This window comes from Loktanella sp. 3ANDIMAR09 (assembly GCF_001420005.1).
GTDB lineage: Bacteria > Pseudomonadota > Alphaproteobacteria > Rhodobacterales > Rhodobacteraceae > Loktanella.
The window spans coordinates 30,651-45,881 of the sequence record NZ_LJAK01000017.1; the positions used below are offsets into that span (position 1 = coordinate 30,651).

At 61.7% G+C, this 15,231-nt stretch carries 15 protein-coding genes; 7 read left to right on the forward strand and 8 right to left on the reverse strand.

The genetic code is table 11. The features are described 5' to 3' along the window. The first annotated feature begins 58 nt into the window (after positions 1-58). The 7 genes from ttcA to AN189_RS17230 all read left to right on the forward strand — a co-directional run bounded on the left by ttcA (position 59) and on the right by AN189_RS17230 (position 7,560). Positions 59-901, forward strand: a complete 843-nt coding sequence (gene ttcA / locus AN189_RS17200; RefSeq protein ID WP_056039025.1) for a tRNA 2-thiocytidine(32) synthetase TtcA — start codon at positions 59-61, stop codon at positions 899-901. 63 nt (positions 902-964) lie between these two features. Beyond that, positions 965-2,815 (forward strand): membrane protein insertase YidC, encoded by a 1,851-nt coding sequence (gene yidC / locus AN189_RS17205; protein ID WP_056038892.1) that lies wholly within the window; start codon positions 965-967, stop codon positions 2,813-2,815. Continuing rightward, positions 2,816-3,574, forward strand: a complete 759-nt coding sequence (locus tag AN189_RS17210) for an MOSC domain-containing protein (RefSeq protein ID WP_253279664.1) — start codon at positions 2,816-2,818, stop codon at positions 3,572-3,574. Beyond that, entirely contained in the window at positions 3,574-4,218 is a 645-nt protein-coding gene (yihA, locus tag AN189_RS17215; RefSeq protein WP_056038897.1) for a ribosome biogenesis GTP-binding protein YihA/YsxC, read from the forward strand. Before AN189_RS17210 ends, yihA begins: the two co-directional genes overlap by 1 nt. A 74-nt stretch (positions 4,219-4,292) precedes the next feature. Next, positions 4,293-6,110 (forward strand): c-type cytochrome, encoded by a 1,818-nt coding sequence (locus tag AN189_RS17220; protein ID WP_056038901.1) that lies wholly within the window; start codon positions 4,293-4,295, stop codon positions 6,108-6,110. A 65-nt stretch (positions 6,111-6,175) separates the two neighbouring features. Beyond that, positions 6,176-7,075 carry an acetylglutamate kinase gene (argB, locus tag AN189_RS17225; RefSeq protein ID WP_056038904.1) on the forward strand — a complete coding sequence of 300 codons (900 nt, stop codon included), beginning with the start codon at positions 6,176-6,178 and terminating at the stop codon, positions 7,073-7,075. After that, complete coding sequence (locus AN189_RS17230; RefSeq protein WP_056038906.1) at positions 7,072-7,560, forward strand: histidine phosphatase family protein; 489 nt, start codon at positions 7,072-7,074, stop codon at positions 7,558-7,560. Before argB ends, AN189_RS17230 begins: the two co-directional genes overlap by 4 nt. 111 nt (positions 7,561-7,671) lie before the next feature. Here the strand turns inward: AN189_RS17230 and AN189_RS17235 are convergent, their stop codons facing one another. The 8 genes from AN189_RS17235 to crcB all read right to left on the reverse strand — a co-directional run bounded on the left by AN189_RS17235 (position 7,672) and on the right by crcB (position 15,207). Beyond that, a complete protein-coding gene (locus AN189_RS17235) occupies positions 7,672-8,463 on the reverse strand; it encodes an amino acid ABC transporter ATP-binding protein (RefSeq protein ID WP_056038909.1) in 792 nt (263 codons plus the stop codon). A 12-nt stretch (positions 8,464-8,475) separates the two neighbouring features. After that, positions 8,476-9,792 carry an amino acid ABC transporter permease gene (locus AN189_RS17240; RefSeq protein ID WP_056038914.1) on the reverse strand — a complete coding sequence of 439 codons (1,317 nt, stop codon included), beginning with the start codon at positions 9,790-9,792 and terminating at the stop codon, positions 8,476-8,478. A gap of 1 nt (position 9,793) precedes the next feature. Continuing rightward, positions 9,794-11,032 carry an amino acid ABC transporter permease gene (locus tag AN189_RS17245; protein ID WP_056038916.1) on the reverse strand — a complete coding sequence of 413 codons (1,239 nt, stop codon included), beginning with the start codon at positions 11,030-11,032 and terminating at the stop codon, positions 9,794-9,796. Positions 11,033-11,175: 143 nt separating this feature from the next. Beyond that, positions 11,176-12,195, reverse strand: a complete 1,020-nt coding sequence (locus tag AN189_RS17250; protein WP_056038918.1) for an amino acid ABC transporter substrate-binding protein — start codon at positions 12,193-12,195, stop codon at positions 11,176-11,178. A 204-nt stretch (positions 12,196-12,399) separates the two neighbouring features. Further along, the gene (locus AN189_RS17255) at positions 12,400-13,113 is read right to left on the reverse strand and encodes an ATP12 family chaperone protein (RefSeq protein ID WP_056038921.1); all 714 of its coding nucleotides are present in this window, start codon (positions 13,111-13,113) and stop codon (positions 12,400-12,402) included. Then, positions 13,110-13,784, reverse strand: a complete 675-nt coding sequence (locus AN189_RS17260) for an HAD-IA family hydrolase (RefSeq protein WP_056038925.1) — start codon at positions 13,782-13,784, stop codon at positions 13,110-13,112. Before AN189_RS17260 ends, AN189_RS17255 begins: the two co-directional genes overlap by 4 nt. Next, the gene (locus AN189_RS17265; protein ID WP_056038928.1) at positions 13,784-14,836 is read right to left on the reverse strand and encodes an RluA family pseudouridine synthase; all 1,053 of its coding nucleotides are present in this window, start codon (positions 14,834-14,836) and stop codon (positions 13,784-13,786) included. Before AN189_RS17265 ends, AN189_RS17260 begins: the two co-directional genes overlap by 1 nt. Further along, positions 14,833-15,207, reverse strand: a complete 375-nt coding sequence (crcB, locus tag AN189_RS17270; RefSeq protein ID WP_056038932.1) for a fluoride efflux transporter CrcB — start codon at positions 15,205-15,207, stop codon at positions 14,833-14,835. The genes AN189_RS17265 and crcB overlap by 4 nt, the downstream gene beginning before the upstream one ends. Positions 15,208-15,231 lie beyond the last annotated feature (24 nt).

Here is a 15,231-nt window from a genome sequence, read left to right on the forward strand (position 1 = left end):
TCGCGTGCCCAGCGCAATTTCACTTGGTCTTGTGCGCTGATCGCAGTAGATGCAGCCCATGCTAGATGATCCAGAAATCCACCCGCTGTTTTACGGCGCACCCGACACGACCGAGTTTCGCAAGCTGCGCAAGCGGCTGGTGCGCGATACCCGCGAGGCGATCGACCGCTACGGCATGATCGAACCCGGCGCACGCTGGCTGGTATGCCTGTCGGGCGGCAAGGACAGCTATACCCTGCTGGCTGTGCTGCACGAACTCAAATGGCGCGGCCTGCTGCCCGTGGACCTGCTGGCCTGCAATCTGGACCAGGGGCAACCGGGGTTTCCCGCAACGGTCCTGCCGGAATTTCTGGAAAAAATGGGCGTCCCCCACCGCATCGAATACCGCGACACCTATTCCATCGTGATGGAAAAAACCCCGCAGGGCCGCACCCTGTGCACCATGTGTTCGCGCCTCCGCCGCGCCAACCTGTACCGTGTCGCCCGCGAAGAAGGCTGCAGCGCCATCGTGCTGGGCCATCACCGCGACGACATTCTGGAAACGTTCTTCATGAACCTGTTCCACGGTGGCAAGCTGGCGACCATGCCGCCCAAGCTGCTGAACGACGAAGGCGATCTGTTCGTCTATCGTCCCCTCGCCCATGTGGCCGAGGCCGATTGCGACAAATTCGCCCGCGCCATGAACTATCCGATCATTCCCTGCGATCTGTGCGGGTCGCAGGACGGTTTGCAGCGCCAGCAGGTGAAACAGCTGCTGGACAGCTGGGAGGCAAACGCCCCCGGCAGGCGCGGCAAAATGTTCAGCGCGCTGATGAATACGCGCCCCAGTCACCTGCTGGACCCTGCGCTTTTCGACTTCATGGGGTTGGCGCGCGATCACAAAGACCCTGAAACCTCTTGACCTTTGGGGCCTTGGGGGGTTGAACCAACCGGATTCTAAATCAGCGATGGATAGGCCCGGTTCATGGACGACCAAAACAAGAATCTGATCTTGGCGACAGCCCTCAGCTTTGGGGTTATCCTCGTCTGGTTCCTGCTGTTCCCGCCGCCCGCGCAGTCGCCCGCCGCGCTCGAGGATGCGACCGCCCAGATGGAAGAGGCGGCGGTGCCCAACGCCGCGCTGACCGACAGCGGTGTGACAGCCCCCACCGACGCCAGCGCTGACGCGCCGCGCGTGCCGATCGCAACACCTGAAATGGATGGCTCCATCTCCTTGCTGGGTGGCCGCATCGACGACATCAAGCTGACCCGGTACCGCGAAGAGGTTGACCCGGATTCGCCCCAGGTCACGCTGTTGTCGCCCGCGGGCACACCTGACGCCTATTTCGCCAGCTTTGGCTGGGCCGCCGTGACCGGTGTGGACGCCGCCAACGTGCCCGGCCCCGACACGCTGTGGTCACTCGAAAACGGCGAGACCTTGACCCCCGACAGCCCCATCACCTTGGCCTGGGACAACGGTGCCGGTCAAATTTTCCGCACCGAAATCGCGGTCGATGACAAGTTCATGTTCGACGTGACCCAATCCGTCGAAAACACCGGCACTGCCGAAATCGCGATCCGTCCCTATGGCCTGATCCGCCAGTACGGTATTCCGTCAGACGTCGAAAATTTCTTTATCCTGCACGAAGGTCTGGTCCGCATGACCGACGGCGAGCTGGAAGAAACGAAATACGGCAATATCGAGGATTACAACATCGATCCCGCCGAAGGCACCAACGCCGAACGGCTGGACGTCACGGGCAGCGGGTGGATCGGCTACACCGGCCACTACTGGATGACGACGCTGATTCCGCAGGACGGCACGCCGTTCCGGTCCACGTCGAAATATTTCCCCAGCCGCGACATCTTTCAGGCCGAGGCGGTGCAGATGCCCGTCAACGTGGCCGCAGGGGCATCGGCCACCGTCACCACCCAGTTGTTTGCCGGGGCCAAGGAATGGGAGGCCATCCGCGACTACGAACGCGCTGGCGTGCTGAACTTTGTCGACAGCATCGACTGGGGCTGGTTCTTTTTCCTGACCAAGCCGATTTTCTGGGTCCTGCACCACATCAACATCGTGATCGGCAACATGGGCTGGTCGATCATCGGCCTGACCTTTGTGCTGAAACTCATCGTGCTGCCGCTGGCCTACAAATCCTATGTCAGCATGGCCAAGATGAAAGAACTTCAGCCCGAAATGGAAAAGCTGAAGGAAAAGGCCGGCGACGACCGCCAGCAGCTCCAGCAGGGCATGATGAAACTGTACAAGGACAACAAGGTGAACCCAGCCGCCGGTTGTTTGCCGATCCTGTTGCAGATCCCGATCTTCTTTTCGCTGTACAAGGTGATCTTTGTCACCATCGAACTGCGCCACGCACCTTGGGTCGGCTGGATCAACGACCTGTCCGCACCGGACCCGTCCTCGATCCTGAACCTGTTCGGCCTGCTGCCCTGGGGCGTGCCGGATCCCGCGTCGATCTTTGCGCTGGTCAGCCTTGGTATCCTGCCGATCCTGCTGGGCATCTCGATGTGGTTGCAGCAGAAACTGAACCCGACCCCCACCGACCCCACGCAAAAGATGATCTTTGCCTGGATGCCCTGGGTGTTCATGTTCATGCTCGGCAACTTTGCATCGGGTCTGGTGCTGTACTGGATCACCAACAACACGATCACATTCGTGCAGCAGTACATCATCATGCGCAGCCACGGGGCCAAGCCTGACGTGTTCGGCAACATCAAGGAATCGTTCCAGCGGCGCAAGGACGCCAAGGCAGCGGTGCCCGCCAACACGAACAAGGCCCCCAAGGCTAAATCCACCAAGGACAAGGCCAAGTAGATGGTGCCACAACCGATGGGGAGCGTCGCCGCCCTGTGGCGTCACCCCATCAAGAGCCACGGCCGCGAGGCGCTGGACCGCGTGACACTGATCAAGGGGCAGACGATGCCCTGGGACCGCCGCTGGGCCGTGACCCACGACCGCAGCCGCGACAGTGACGGCTGGGACGTTTGCCGCAACTTCATGATCGGGGCGATCACACCTGCGCTGGCAGGACTGTGGGCGCGGCTCGACACGGCAACGGCAACCGTGACGCTGTCGCATGTGGAACTTGGGGATCTGACGTTTCGCCCCGATGATTCCGAAGATATCGCACGGTTCCTCGAATGGGTCGCACCGCTGACCGGTGACGGCCCGCAACCGCGGGGTATCGTCAGCGCAGGCGACCGCGGCATGACCGACAGCGATTTTGCCAGCCTGTCCGTCATGTCCACCGCCAGCCACGACGCTGTTGCAAACGCCGTAGGCGGTCCGCTGGAACAGACCCGCTGGCGCGGCAACATCTGGCTGGACGGATTTGCCGCCTGGGACGAATTCAACTGGTATGGCCGCGGCCTGCGGATCGGTGATGTGATGCTCGACATCGTGGACCCGATCGAACGCTGCGCCCATACCCGTGCAAACCCCGTGACGGGCCAGCGTGATCTGGATACTGTCGCGGTATTGCGCGATAGGTTCGGTCACACGGATTTCGGCGTTTACGCCATCGTCACCCAGGGTGGCACAATCGAACTTGGCGACACGGCAGAGGTGATCTGATGCAACTACCCTTCCCCGAGGCAGAACGCCCCGACGACGCCGCGCTTGAAAAGGGCCGTCTGCTGTTCGCCGGCGAAACCGAATTCGTCAAAGGCGTCGTTGCCATGGACGGCCTGCCAGAGGCCGACCGCCTCGAGGTGTGCTTTGCCGGGCGTTCCAACGTCGGCAAATCGTCCCTCATCAATGCGCTGACCGGTCGCAAGGGGCTTGCGCGGGCGTCCAACACGCCGGGCCGCACGCAGGAAATCAACTTTTTCACAGCAGGCGATCTCTATGTGGTCGACCTGCCCGGCTACGGATTCGCCAATGCGCCCGTCGCCGTCGTCGCCAAATGGCAGGCCCTGTTGAAACAATATCTGTCCGGCCGCCCCACCCTGCGCCGCGTCTTTGTGCTGATCGACGCCCGCCACGGGGCCAAGGCCGTGGACGAGGAAATGATGACACTGCTGGATCGGTCCGCCGTGACATTCCAGGTCGTCATGACCAAGGTCGACAAGGTCAGAGGCACGGCACTCGAAGACTCATTGGCCAAGACCCGCGCGGCCCTCGCCAAACACCCTGCCGCCTATCCAGAACTGATCTTGACCAGCTCTGACAAGGGCGACGGAATCGACGTGCTGCGCGCCATCATCGCGACCATCTGAAATTAAATCCACTTTTTCCGCGACAGGCCCTGATCGTGACCTAACTCAACCGTGTCAGGTCAGGAGCCTTAGTCATGTTTGATCAGTTTACGCGTGCCTTTTGGAAAAAGTTTTTTGCCGTGATTGCCGCCGCTGGCGTCGTGGTGGGGATCTTGGGGGTCGCCGCCATCAGCCTGGGGCTGATGCCCATATCGGCCCGCACGCCGCACATGCAGGTGACGACGCAGCTTTTGCACTTTGTGTTCAAACGGTCCACCGCACGCACCGCCGGACAGTTCACCGCCCCCGATGACCTGATGTCGCCCGAACGAATCGCCCTTGGCATGCAGCACTACAACAACGTCTGTTCCAGCTGCCACGGCGGCCCCGAACTGGGACAATCGCCAATCGCCCTGTCACAACGCCCGCGCCCCCAGCACCTGCCTGCTGTGGTCGACCAGTTTTCGGACGAACAGCTCTATGTGATCCTGCGCAACGGGGTGAAATTCTCGGCCATGCCGTCCTGGCCTGCCGACAGCAACTTTGACGAAATCTGGTCTGTCGTGGCGTTCATCCGCAATCTGCCCAACATGACCGCCGAGGAATATATCGCCGGCACCACCCGCACCATGCCCGAAGATGCGCCCGCATTGCCGTTCGAGGCACCGGTCGCACTTGGCCCGATGGATCGCGGTCCGCAGGCCTACCCGATCGAGGAATACCTCTACGCGGCCCCCGGCACAGGCTGGCACGAATACGCCAGCAACAACGATATCATCGCAACCTGCACCTCCTGCCACGGTGCCGACGGCAGCGGCAGCCCGACGCTGGGCCTTGCGCCGAACCTGACGGTGCAATCCGCGGATTATCTGGCCAAGGCGCTGCGCGAATATGCATCCGGTGCCCGGCCCTCTGGCATCATGATGACCGTGGCCGCCAGCCTGACCAATGACCAGATCGACGGCCTCGCCGCCTATTACGACAGCCTGCCCGATGTGCCGTCGCCGCAGGATCAGGCCTCTGCCGCCGATCGCGCCGCCGGTGAACAAATCGCGCTGATGGGCAAGCCGGACGCCGTCATTCCCGCCTGCTATACCTGCCATCAGAACATCGAAACGCAGGCCAACATGGTGGTCCCCGCGATTTCCGGCCAATCAGAGGCCTATCTGCGCAACAAGCTGGACCAATTCGCGACAGGCACCTGGTATGGTGACGGCGCATGGCAGCCCATGGGCCATATCGCCCAAGCGCTGACCCCCGAGGACCGCGCCAACCTGGCCGCCTATTTCGCGGCACAGCCGGTGGGGGAAACGGCCCCGGCCCTGACCATGGCGACCGCCGATCTGGCGAATGCCGAAACGATCGTGGGGCAGGTCTGCGCCGAATGTCACACCGAATCCGGCGTGGGCGTGGACTCGGGCGAATTTCCGAACCTGACGATCCAGACCGCCACTTACCTTGCCCAGCAACTCCGCGCCTTTCATGCACGCGAACGCGACAACGAAACGATGTCGATGGTGGCCGGGCGCCTGTCGGATCAGGACAAGACCGACCTTGCCCAATACTTTGGCAACGCCGTCGCACAGCCGTCACCTGCACCATCCGATCCCTTTGCGACCGCTGCCGAAATCGCCAATGGCCAAGTGATCGCGCAGAACGGCATCGCGGACAAAAACATCCCCGCCTGCCTGTCCTGCCACGGTGCCGAACCCACGGACGATCTACCGATCGTGGCGCGCCTGCACGGACAGGCCGGCCGCTATATCGAAAACCGCCTGCAAAGTCTGGGGTCCGACGCGGATGCGGACCTCTACAGCCTCAGCCCGATGCACGGCATCGCCCGTGACATGGACGTGCAGGAACGCCATGACGTTGCCGCCTGGTTTGCAGCACAGGATCCCCTGCCCAAGTGATCCCCGCTTGAGGCCGCACGCGCCCTCGTCTACCGTCCGCCAAGTTTCGAACGGGAGCACAGGCGATGAGGGCGCAGAATATGGACCGGGACTGGATCAGCACGGCACGGACACTGTCTGAGGCAGTGCCCTTCCTGCAGCGCTACGCAGGTGCTGTGGTCGTTGTCAAATTCGGCGGCAATGCCATGGGCGATGCGGATGCAATGGCCAGCTTTGCCCGCGATATCGTGTTGATGAAACAGGTGGGCATGAACCCGGTCGTGGTGCACGGCGGCGGCCCGATGATCAACCAGATGCTGGACAAACTGGGCATCACATCCGAATTCATCCGCGGCAAACGCGTCACCGATCAGGCCACGGTCGAAGTGGTCGAAATGGTGCTGACCGGTCTTGTCAACAAACGCATCGTGCAGGCGATCATGGACGAAGGCGGCCGGGCCGTCGGCCTCTCGGGCAAGGATGATGATCTCATGGTCGCAGAGGCGGACGATCCCGAACTGGGCTTTGTCGGCCGCCCTGTCGAAATGAACGTGCAGGTGCTTCGCGATCTCTATGGTGCGGGCATCATCCCCGTCGTGGCCCCCGTCGCCACCGGCATGAACAGTCTGGAAACCTTCAACGTAAACGGCGACACGGCCGCTGGCGCGATTGCCGGGGCGCTTCAGGCCGACCGCCTGCTGCTGCTGACCGATGTATCGGGGGTCAAGGACGCGGATGGCAAGGTGGTCACCCAGCTGTCGCCCGAACAGGTCCGCCAGATGACGCAGGACGGCGTGATCGCAGGTGGCATGATCCCGAAAACCGAAACCGCGCTCAAGGCGATCGAGGACGGCGTGCGGGCCGTTGTGATCCTGGACGGGCGTCTGCCCAATGCCTCGCTGCTGGAACTGTTCACCGAACATGGCGCGGGCTCGATCATCCGCAGCTCTGAAACGCGTGTCAAAACCCGCGGCAGCGCCACGTGACGAGCAAGCTGATCCTGATCCGGCACGGGAAATCGGGCTGGGACGACGACGCTCTGGACGATTATGACCGCACCCTCACGGACCGCGGCCGGACCGACGCTGCGGCAATAGGCGCATGGCTGCGCGCACAGGGGCACGCCCCAGATGTCATCCTGTGCTCATCCGCGCAGCGCACACGCGAAACGGCCACAGCCCTCGATTTGCCCGGCACATTGACGCTGGTGGATGCGCTTTATCTTGCGTCCAGCGACCAGCTGCTGCGACACATCGCGAAACAGACGGCCGCGACCATAGCCGTCATCGCCCATAACCCCGGGATTGGTGATCTCGCGACAAGGCTCGCCCACCAGCCCCCGACCGACCCGCGTTTTGGCAGCTATCCGACATCCGCAACCACGGTTCTGACCTTTGATGCCCCGGATTGGTCCAGCATCACCACGGGTATCTGCACCGCCTTCGTGACCCCACGCTCCTTGAACGCATAAGGGCCGCACCCCTGGTGCGACCCTCACTTCTTCTGGTCAAAAATATCCCCGCCGGAGGCATCGGTTTTGCCAACGGCGAATCCGACCCTTTTGCGCCGGGCTGGCTGAACCCTAGTGTCCCAGGATCTGGCTCAGGAACAGTTTTGTCCGGTCCGACTGCGGGTTGTTAAAGAACTCTTTCGGCTCGTTCTGTTCGACGATCTGCCCCTGGTCCATAAAGATCACCCGGTTGGCGACGGCCTGCGCAAAACCCATCTCATGCGTCACGCACAACATGGTCATACCCTCTTCCGCCAGCTCGATCATGGTATCGAGCACCTCTTTGATCATCTCGGGGTCCAGGGCGGATGTCGGTTCGTCGAACAGCATGATCCGCGGCTTCATGCACAGCGACCGCGCGATGGCGACGCGCTGCTGCTGACCGCCGGACAGCTGGCCCGGATATTTATGCGCCTGATCGGGAATCTTGACCTTTTCCAGAAAATGCATGGCCGTGGCTTCGGCCTCTTTCTTGGGCGTCTTGCGCACCCAGATGGGGGCCAGCGTGCAGTTCTCCAGGATCGTCAGATGCGGAAACAGGTTAAAGTGCTGAAAGCACATGCCGACCTCTGACCGGATCTTGTCGATGTTTTTCAGGTCGGAGGACAATTCGGTGCCGTCCACGATGATGCTGCCCTTCTGGTGTTCCTCCAGCCGGTTGATGCAGCGGATCAGCGTCGATTTGCCGGACCCCGAGGGGCCGCAGATGACGATGCGCTCGCCGCGCTGCACGGTCAGGTTGATGTCGCGCAGCACGTGAAACGTTCCGTACCACTTGTTCATGTTGCTGATTTCGATCGCAACCTCGTCGCTGACCTTCATCTGGCTGCGGTCGATGGTGCGGTCCTGAACGGCTTCAGACATGTCTGGCCTCCCTTAGCGGTTTTCACGCTGAAGCTTGCGCTCCAGGTACATGGAATATCGGCCCATCGCGTAGCACGCGACAAAGAACAGCAGACCGATAAAGACATAGAGTTCCCAATAGATGCCGTTCCAGTCGGTGCTGGCGCGGATCGAATTGGTCAGACCCAGCGGGTCCAGCAGGCCGATGAACACGACCAGCGTGGTATCCTTGAACAACCCGATAAAGGTGTTCACGATTCCCGGGATCGAGATTTTCAGCGCCTGCGGCAGGACGATCAGACGCATCGACTGCCAATAGTCCAGACCAAGGCTGTCCGCGCCCTCGTACTGGCCCTTGGGCACGGCAGCCAGGCCGCCGCGCACGACCTCGGCGATATAGGCCGCTGAAAACAGTGTCACCATGATGATGACGCGTAGTGTCAGGTCAAAATTGGTGCCCGGCGGCAGGAAATAGTTCAGCAGCAGCGATGCGGTGAACAGCCAGACGATCAGCGGCACACCACGGATGATTTCGATGAAACCGACGGACAGCTTGTTCACGATGAACAGGTCCGACGCGCGGCCCAGCGCCAGCATGATGCCCAGCGGCAGCGACAGCACGATGGCCGCAACACCGATGACGATCGACAGCATGAAACCGCCGAATTGCTTGGATTCGATGGCCATGATGCCGATGGGCAGAAAGCCTTGCAGCATGTTCACCAGCGGCATCATCACAAAGAACCAATAGAGGATCGGCACGATGACCACCCCCAAGAGCGCGACGATCTGGTTCACCGATGCCAGCGCCTTTGCCACATAGAAGCCGATGACGAAACCGGCCGCAATCGCGATCGGCAGCCAGATCGACCCGCCCCACAGCAGGAAAAAGATGATAAAGGGCGAGGCCAGCGAAAATGCCATGAACCGGCGCGGGATCGACCCGAACAGCACCGGTGCCAGACCGGCCAGCAGGATCACCAGCGCCACAACGGGGCGCCAATAGGCCTCGGACGGATAGAATCCGAACAAAAGCTGCTTCCAGCGGTCGCTGATCACGGCGAAACAGGCGGCAGAGGCATCAGGCCCAAGCGTTGCGTTGCGGATTTCACGACATTCGGTCAGCGATGATGCGTTCCAGATCCCGTTCAGGAACCAGGGGGCCGCATGGCTGATGATGAAATAGATCACATAAAGAGCGATCACTGTACCAATGGCGTTCAGCCAGGTGGGAAACAGGTTCTCGCGCAACCACTTGATCGCGCCGGTTTCCGTCGCGGGTGGCGGTTGCTGGGCGATCATGGTTTCGCGGAAATAGGCGTTCGTGACGTGTGCGTCGGTATCGCTCATCTTAACGCTCCTCCAGCTTCATGGAATTGTTGATGATGTTCATCACAAAAGAGATGATCAGCGACAGCGCCAGATAGAACAGGCCCAGCAGCAACATGCATTCCAGCGCGCGCCCCGTCTGGTTCAGCGTGATGCCACCCAGTGTCGCACGCACGTCGGCATATCCCACGGCAATGGCCAGCGAAGAGTTCTTGGTCAGGTTCAGATACTGCGACGTCAGCGGTGGAATGATCACGCGCATCGCCTGCGGCAGGATCACCAGGCTCATCGTGCGGTTGGCCCGCATGCCCAGCGCCTCGGAAGCCTCGGATTGGCCCTTGGACACGGCCAGAATACCGGCGCGCACGATTTCGGTGATGAACGCGCCGGTGTACAGTGACAGCGCCAGCCACAGTGCAACCAGCGGGTTCGAGATCTGGATACCGCCACTAAAGTTGAATCCCCCGATCACCGGATAATCCAGGCTGACCGGGCGCCCCAGAATAAAGAAAAACAGGATGGACGGCACAAAGGCGATGGCGATTGCAGGCCAGACCATGGGCAGCAGACGACCCGTATCGAACAGAAGTTTTTTCGCATAGCGGCGGTAGGCGACTGCACCGATGATCGACAGCACAAAGATGATCGACAGGATACCTGAACCCGCCCCCATCACAGGCCCGGGGATGGCGACGTACCGCGTTGTAAACGCAATCGCGCCGAAAATCATTTCGACGTTGGCAACGCCGTCTGCGTTCGGGCGATAATCACGCGGAACGGGCATGGATTCGGACAGGACTGCGTAGATCAACACGATCCACAGCAGCAACGGCACGTTGCGAAAGGCCTCGACGTAGACGGCCATCAGGCGGCTGATCAGCCAGTTTTTCGACAGGCGCAGCACACCCGCGATCACGCCGATGACGGTCGCAAGGACAATGCCGAGTGCGGCAACCAGAAGCGTGTTCAGAATGCCGACAAACGCTGCATCAAGATGGCTGCTCGCAGAGGTGTAACCCATCAATGCGGTGCCAAATCCGGATCCGATATCGTAACCGGCGCGACTGCTCAGGAACGAAAAGCTGGGCTCGATCCCCAATTCGCCGAGGTTGGCCAGCAGGTTGTCCACCAGCCACCAGATCCCCACGCACACCAGACCCAGTGTCACGACCTGGATCGTCATGGACCTGTAACGTGTATCGTAGATCAGTTGGCTCAGGTGGAAACTGTTGCGCGGCGGGTTTTCCGACATCGATGACATAGGGTGTCTCCCGGTTGCAGTGCTAACATTCAAAAAAGGTGCACGGGTTTTGACCAGCGCACCACGGTCAGTTCTGCATTCTTTTTGTTTTTGGGTCGCTGTGGCGAAAGGCCCGGCAGTTTGCCGGGCCCTTGCCTAACGTTTTAGCGGAACGGGGGTGCGTACAGCAGGCCGCCGTCGGTCCACTGTGCGTTCAGACCGCGCGCCAGACCGATCGGGGTGTTCTCACCGATGTTGCGCTCAAAGATCTCGCCATAGTTGCCGCCGGCCATGATCGCGTTCTTGGCCCAGTCAGCCTCGAGGCCGATCATCGCGCCCAGCTCGCCTTCGGTGCCCAGAATACGGTTCACTTCGGGGTTGTTGGTCGGTGCAGCAGACATGTCTGCGATGTTTGCAGAGGTGATGCCCAGCTCTTCGGCTGCGATCAGTGCGTTCAGCACCCACATCGTCAGATCGCCCCACTCGTTGTCACCGTGACGGACCAGCGGGCCCAGCGGTTCCTTGGAGATGATTTCGGGCAGCAGCACGTGGTCTGCGGGGGCTTCGAACGTGGCACGTGTCGCGGCCAGGCCGGATGCGTCGGTCGTGTAGACGTCACATGCACCAGCCAGATACTGCTGCTGTGCTTCGGCGTTGGTCTGGATCGGAACCGGCTCATAGCTGATGTTGTTGGCGCGGAAATAGTCGGCCAGGTTCAGCTCGGTCGTGGTGCCGGTCTGGATACACACGGTGGCGCCATCCAGTTCCTTGGCAGAGGTCACACCCAGCTCGCGCGGGACCATGAAACCCTGACCGTCGTAGTAGTTCACGCCGATAAAGTCGAACTTCAGGTCGGTGTCACGGGACATGGTCCAGGTGGTGTTACGGGCCAGCAGGTCGATTTCGCCGGACGACAGCGCGGTGAAACGGGTTTCACCGGTCGTAGGGACGAATTCGACAGCGTTCTCGTCACCAAAGATCGCAGCAGCAACGGCACGGCACACGTCGACGTCGAAACCTTCCCAGACGCCGTTTGCGTCGGGTGCTGCGAAACCGGTCAGACCAGTCGTCACACCACAGTTCAGATTGCCGCGTGCCTTGACGTCGTCAAGCGTTGCCGCGCTTGCAGCGGCAGCACACAGACCGGCAACGGTCAGCGTTCCGAGAAAAATCGTCTTTTTCATTTATACCTCTTCCTGAGTTCCCACCCCACATCGGGGGCAGCCAATTATTTCGTCCAATTGGACGTTAGCGGTAAGAAGGTTGATCCTTCACCTGCAAACAAACTGGGCGATAAGCCGCCGAAAGGTCAAGTACATGTTGCACAAGACAGCGCGTCAAATGCCCATTCGTTCGACATCTGCCCCCCAAATGGGCGGAATTGACCGCTAAATCGACCGGGCCATGACCATGAATTGGGCAGCGTCGGAAAACGCCTGCGCCTTGATCGCGGCGACGTGCATGGCCTCTTCGTCGTCGCCCCACTGGCTGATCTGGAAATCCTCGTCGATCCGGCTCAGGGTCCAGGCGTCCTGCGGCGTCAGCTTGCCAGTAGCCACGGCAAGCGCCAGCACGAGCGAGCCCGACAGTTGTACGAGATCGTGAAAACCGGTCAATTCCCACGGATCATAGGCGTCCACCAGCGCGTGGAGGCGTTGCAACGATTCGGTCGGCTGGTCGATCGGCATGATCCCGGCGGTCACGTGCAGGGGGGCATCCAAGACCTGTGCTGCCCAGGACAGCCAGGGATTCCACGCAGCATCCTGCTGCGCGATCAGCGCCTCGGGTGCCGTCGCGCGGTAGCACAGCAGATCACTCTGCCCATAGGATGCCAGCATCGCGGCAACCTCGGCGCGTTGTGGCGTTACCTTGTCGATGGCTGAATTTGCGGCCCGAGTCACGGGCATGGTCTGGGGGTCGATCACCTCGACCTGTGCCTGCCATTCGACCGCCACGGCCTCTGCAAGGGCGCGGGTCGGCATCACCAGGGGCGTCTTGTAGGGCGTCTTGACCGGACGACCATCCAGATCAACGGCGAACCCGCCATCACGGGTCACGACCTCGGCCATGGTCCAGAAACGTTTCGGTGCCCAGTCATTCATGGGTGTTCTCCTGTCAGCGCATCAACAGCCGCGTCGAGCTGCGCGAAATCGGTGATGATCCGGTCGGCGTCCAGGGCCTCTGGCGGGTGATAGCCCCAGCTGACCCCGATGGTGGCGACGCCTGCGGCCCGCCCCATCTGCATGTCGAAACTGGTATCGCCCACCATGACCGCGCGTGCAGGATCGACGCCGGTATCGGCCAGCACCTGTTGGATCATGGACGGATGCGGCTTGGATGGATGATGGTCGGCGGTCTGCACGCTCTGGAAATAGCCTTCCAGCCCGTGATCCGCGATCATCGCCTGCATGCCGCGCAGCGATTTCCCCGTCGCTGCCGCCATCAGCATCGTGTCCTGCGCGCGAAACCGGTCCAAGGCGTCGCGGGCACCGTCATAAAACGGTGCCATCGCCTCGCTGCCCAACGATGCTCGATGGTCGTAATAAGCCTGCTGATAGGCGCTGCGCAGTGCGACCCGTTCTGCGTCCGGCGCATCGGGCACAAGGGCGCGGAACATGACGTCAACGGACAGGCCGACGCCGCGCAGGCAGGCGGCATCACCCGGATAGTCGCGCCCCACAGCGGCAAAGCCCGCCCGCATCGCATGAACGATGGCGGCGCGGCTGTTCACCAGCGTGCCGTCCACGTCGAATATCACCAGCCGCAGGTCCATCAGTCAGGCATGTTGAACGGATCGACGGGCGCATGCGCCTCGACCCAGCCCACGAAATCCCAGGTGCGTTTCATGTGGTCGGGCATCGGTGCGGTCAGATGCAGGATGGCACCGGTTTCAGGATGTTCAATCGTCAGCGACCGGGCATGCAGGTGCATCTTGCGGCTGATGTCGCCACCCATGCCAGCGCCCCAGCCATCGCCTAGGTTTTCCTGGCTCGACCCGCCGTATTTGCCGTCACCAATGATCGGATGCCCCATCTCGGCCATATGGGCGCGCAGCTGGTGCGTGCGACCCGTGATCGGGACCAGCGCCACCCAGGACGCGCGACCACCCAAGGTATCCAGCACGGCGTAATCCGTCGTCGCGCGCTTGGCACCTTCGGTCGTATCGACCTCGCGCGGGTGGATGCAGTGCATCTTTTCACCCTCGCCGTGATGGCCGTGACCGCCCGCCTTGACCAGACCGTATTTGATCGTGCCCGCGCGCGGATGCGGTGTGCCGGCAACAGCGGCCCAGTAGATCTTGCGCGTGGCGTGATGCTTGAGGTTCTCTGTCAGCGCCTTGGCCATCATGCGCGTGCGCGCCAGCAGCAACACGCCGCTGGTGTCGCGGTCCAGCCGGTGCACCAGACGGGGCTTTTCGTCGTAGCCAAAGGTCAACGCCTCGGCCATGCCGTCCACGTGCCGCGTGGTTTTCGACCCGCCCTGCGTCGCCAGACCCGCCGGTTTGTTGATCGCGATGATATGGTCGTCGCGGTAGATCACGCAGGACTGGATCAGCGCGGCATCCGCCTTGGTCACGCCCTGTTTCAGCATGGACCGTTCGGCGGCAACCTGTTCCTCGGTCGGCAGCGGCGGAATGCGGATCGTCTGCCCCACTTCCAGCCGGGTGTTGGATTTCACCCGCCCGCCGTCGACGCGCACGTCGCCCTTGCGGCACATCTTTTCGATGCGCCCCTGCGTCAGGTGTGGAAACAGCCGCCGCAGATAGCGGTCCACCCGCTGATCACCGTCGTCGTCACCGATTGTGCGTGTTTGTACGCCACTCATATCATCATCCTTGTCACGATCAGGCCCGCGAACAGCGCCAACAGGGCCACGCCAACGCTGGCCCCCACATATAATCCCGCCAGCCCCAGCTGGCCCGTCTCGATCAGGCGGATCGCATCCAGTGAGAACGCGGAAAACGTGGTGAACCCACCCAAGACCCCGGTCATCATAAACGGTGCGAACCGATTGCCGGACCGTTCCGCCAGCAGCACGACCAGCACGCCCATCAGGAACGACCCGACCACGTTGACGCACAACGTGGCCCAGGGGAAACCCGGCCCCATGACGCGCAGCGCCCACAGCCCGGTCAGCCACCGCAGGGTCGCACCAATCGCGCCGCCCAATGCCACAGAGATGCCTGTCAAAATCATCCGCGCTCTCTGGCCCCTGGCGCG

Excerpts from the sequence above, each read along its gene's own strand:
- yidC (WP_056038892.1), top strand. The coding sequence starts at position 965 with ATGGACGACCAAAACAAGAATCTGATCTTGGCGACAGCCCTCAGCTTT.
- AN189_RS17260 (WP_056038925.1), bottom strand. The coding sequence starts at position 13,784 with ATGGACCTGCGGCTGGTGATATTCGACGTGGACGGCACGCTGGTGAAC.
- AN189_RS17255 (WP_056038921.1), bottom strand. The coding sequence starts at position 13,113 with ATGAATGACTGGGCACCGAAACGTTTCTGGACCATGGCCGAGGTCGTG.
- yihA (WP_056038897.1), top strand. The coding sequence starts at position 3,574 with ATGCAACTACCCTTCCCCGAGGCAGAACGCCCCGACGACGCCGCGCTT.
- AN189_RS17245 (WP_056038916.1), bottom strand. The coding sequence starts at position 11,032 with ATGTCATCGATGTCGGAAAACCCGCCGCGCAACAGTTTCCACCTGAGC.
- AN189_RS17265 (WP_056038928.1), bottom strand. The coding sequence starts at position 14,836 with ATGAGTGGCGTACAAACACGCACAATCGGTGACGACGACGGTGATCAG.
- AN189_RS17210 (WP_253279664.1), top strand. The coding sequence starts at position 2,816 with ATGGTGCCACAACCGATGGGGAGCGTCGCCGCCCTGTGGCGTCACCCC.
- AN189_RS17220 (WP_056038901.1), top strand. The coding sequence starts at position 4,293 with ATGTTTGATCAGTTTACGCGTGCCTTTTGGAAAAAGTTTTTTGCCGTG.
- ttcA (WP_056039025.1), top strand. The coding sequence starts at position 59 with ATGCTAGATGATCCAGAAATCCACCCGCTGTTTTACGGCGCACCCGAC.
- argB (WP_056038904.1), top strand. The coding sequence starts at position 6,176 with ATGAGGGCGCAGAATATGGACCGGGACTGGATCAGCACGGCACGGACA.
- AN189_RS17240 (WP_056038914.1), bottom strand. The coding sequence starts at position 9,792 with ATGAGCGATACCGACGCACACGTCACGAACGCCTATTTCCGCGAAACC.
- AN189_RS17235 (WP_056038909.1), bottom strand. The coding sequence starts at position 8,463 with ATGTCTGAAGCCGTTCAGGACCGCACCATCGACCGCAGCCAGATGAAG.
- AN189_RS17250 (WP_056038918.1), bottom strand. The coding sequence starts at position 12,195 with ATGAAAAAGACGATTTTTCTCGGAACGCTGACCGTTGCCGGTCTGTGT.
- crcB (WP_056038932.1), bottom strand. The coding sequence starts at position 15,207 with ATGATTTTGACAGGCATCTCTGTGGCATTGGGCGGCGCGATTGGTGCG.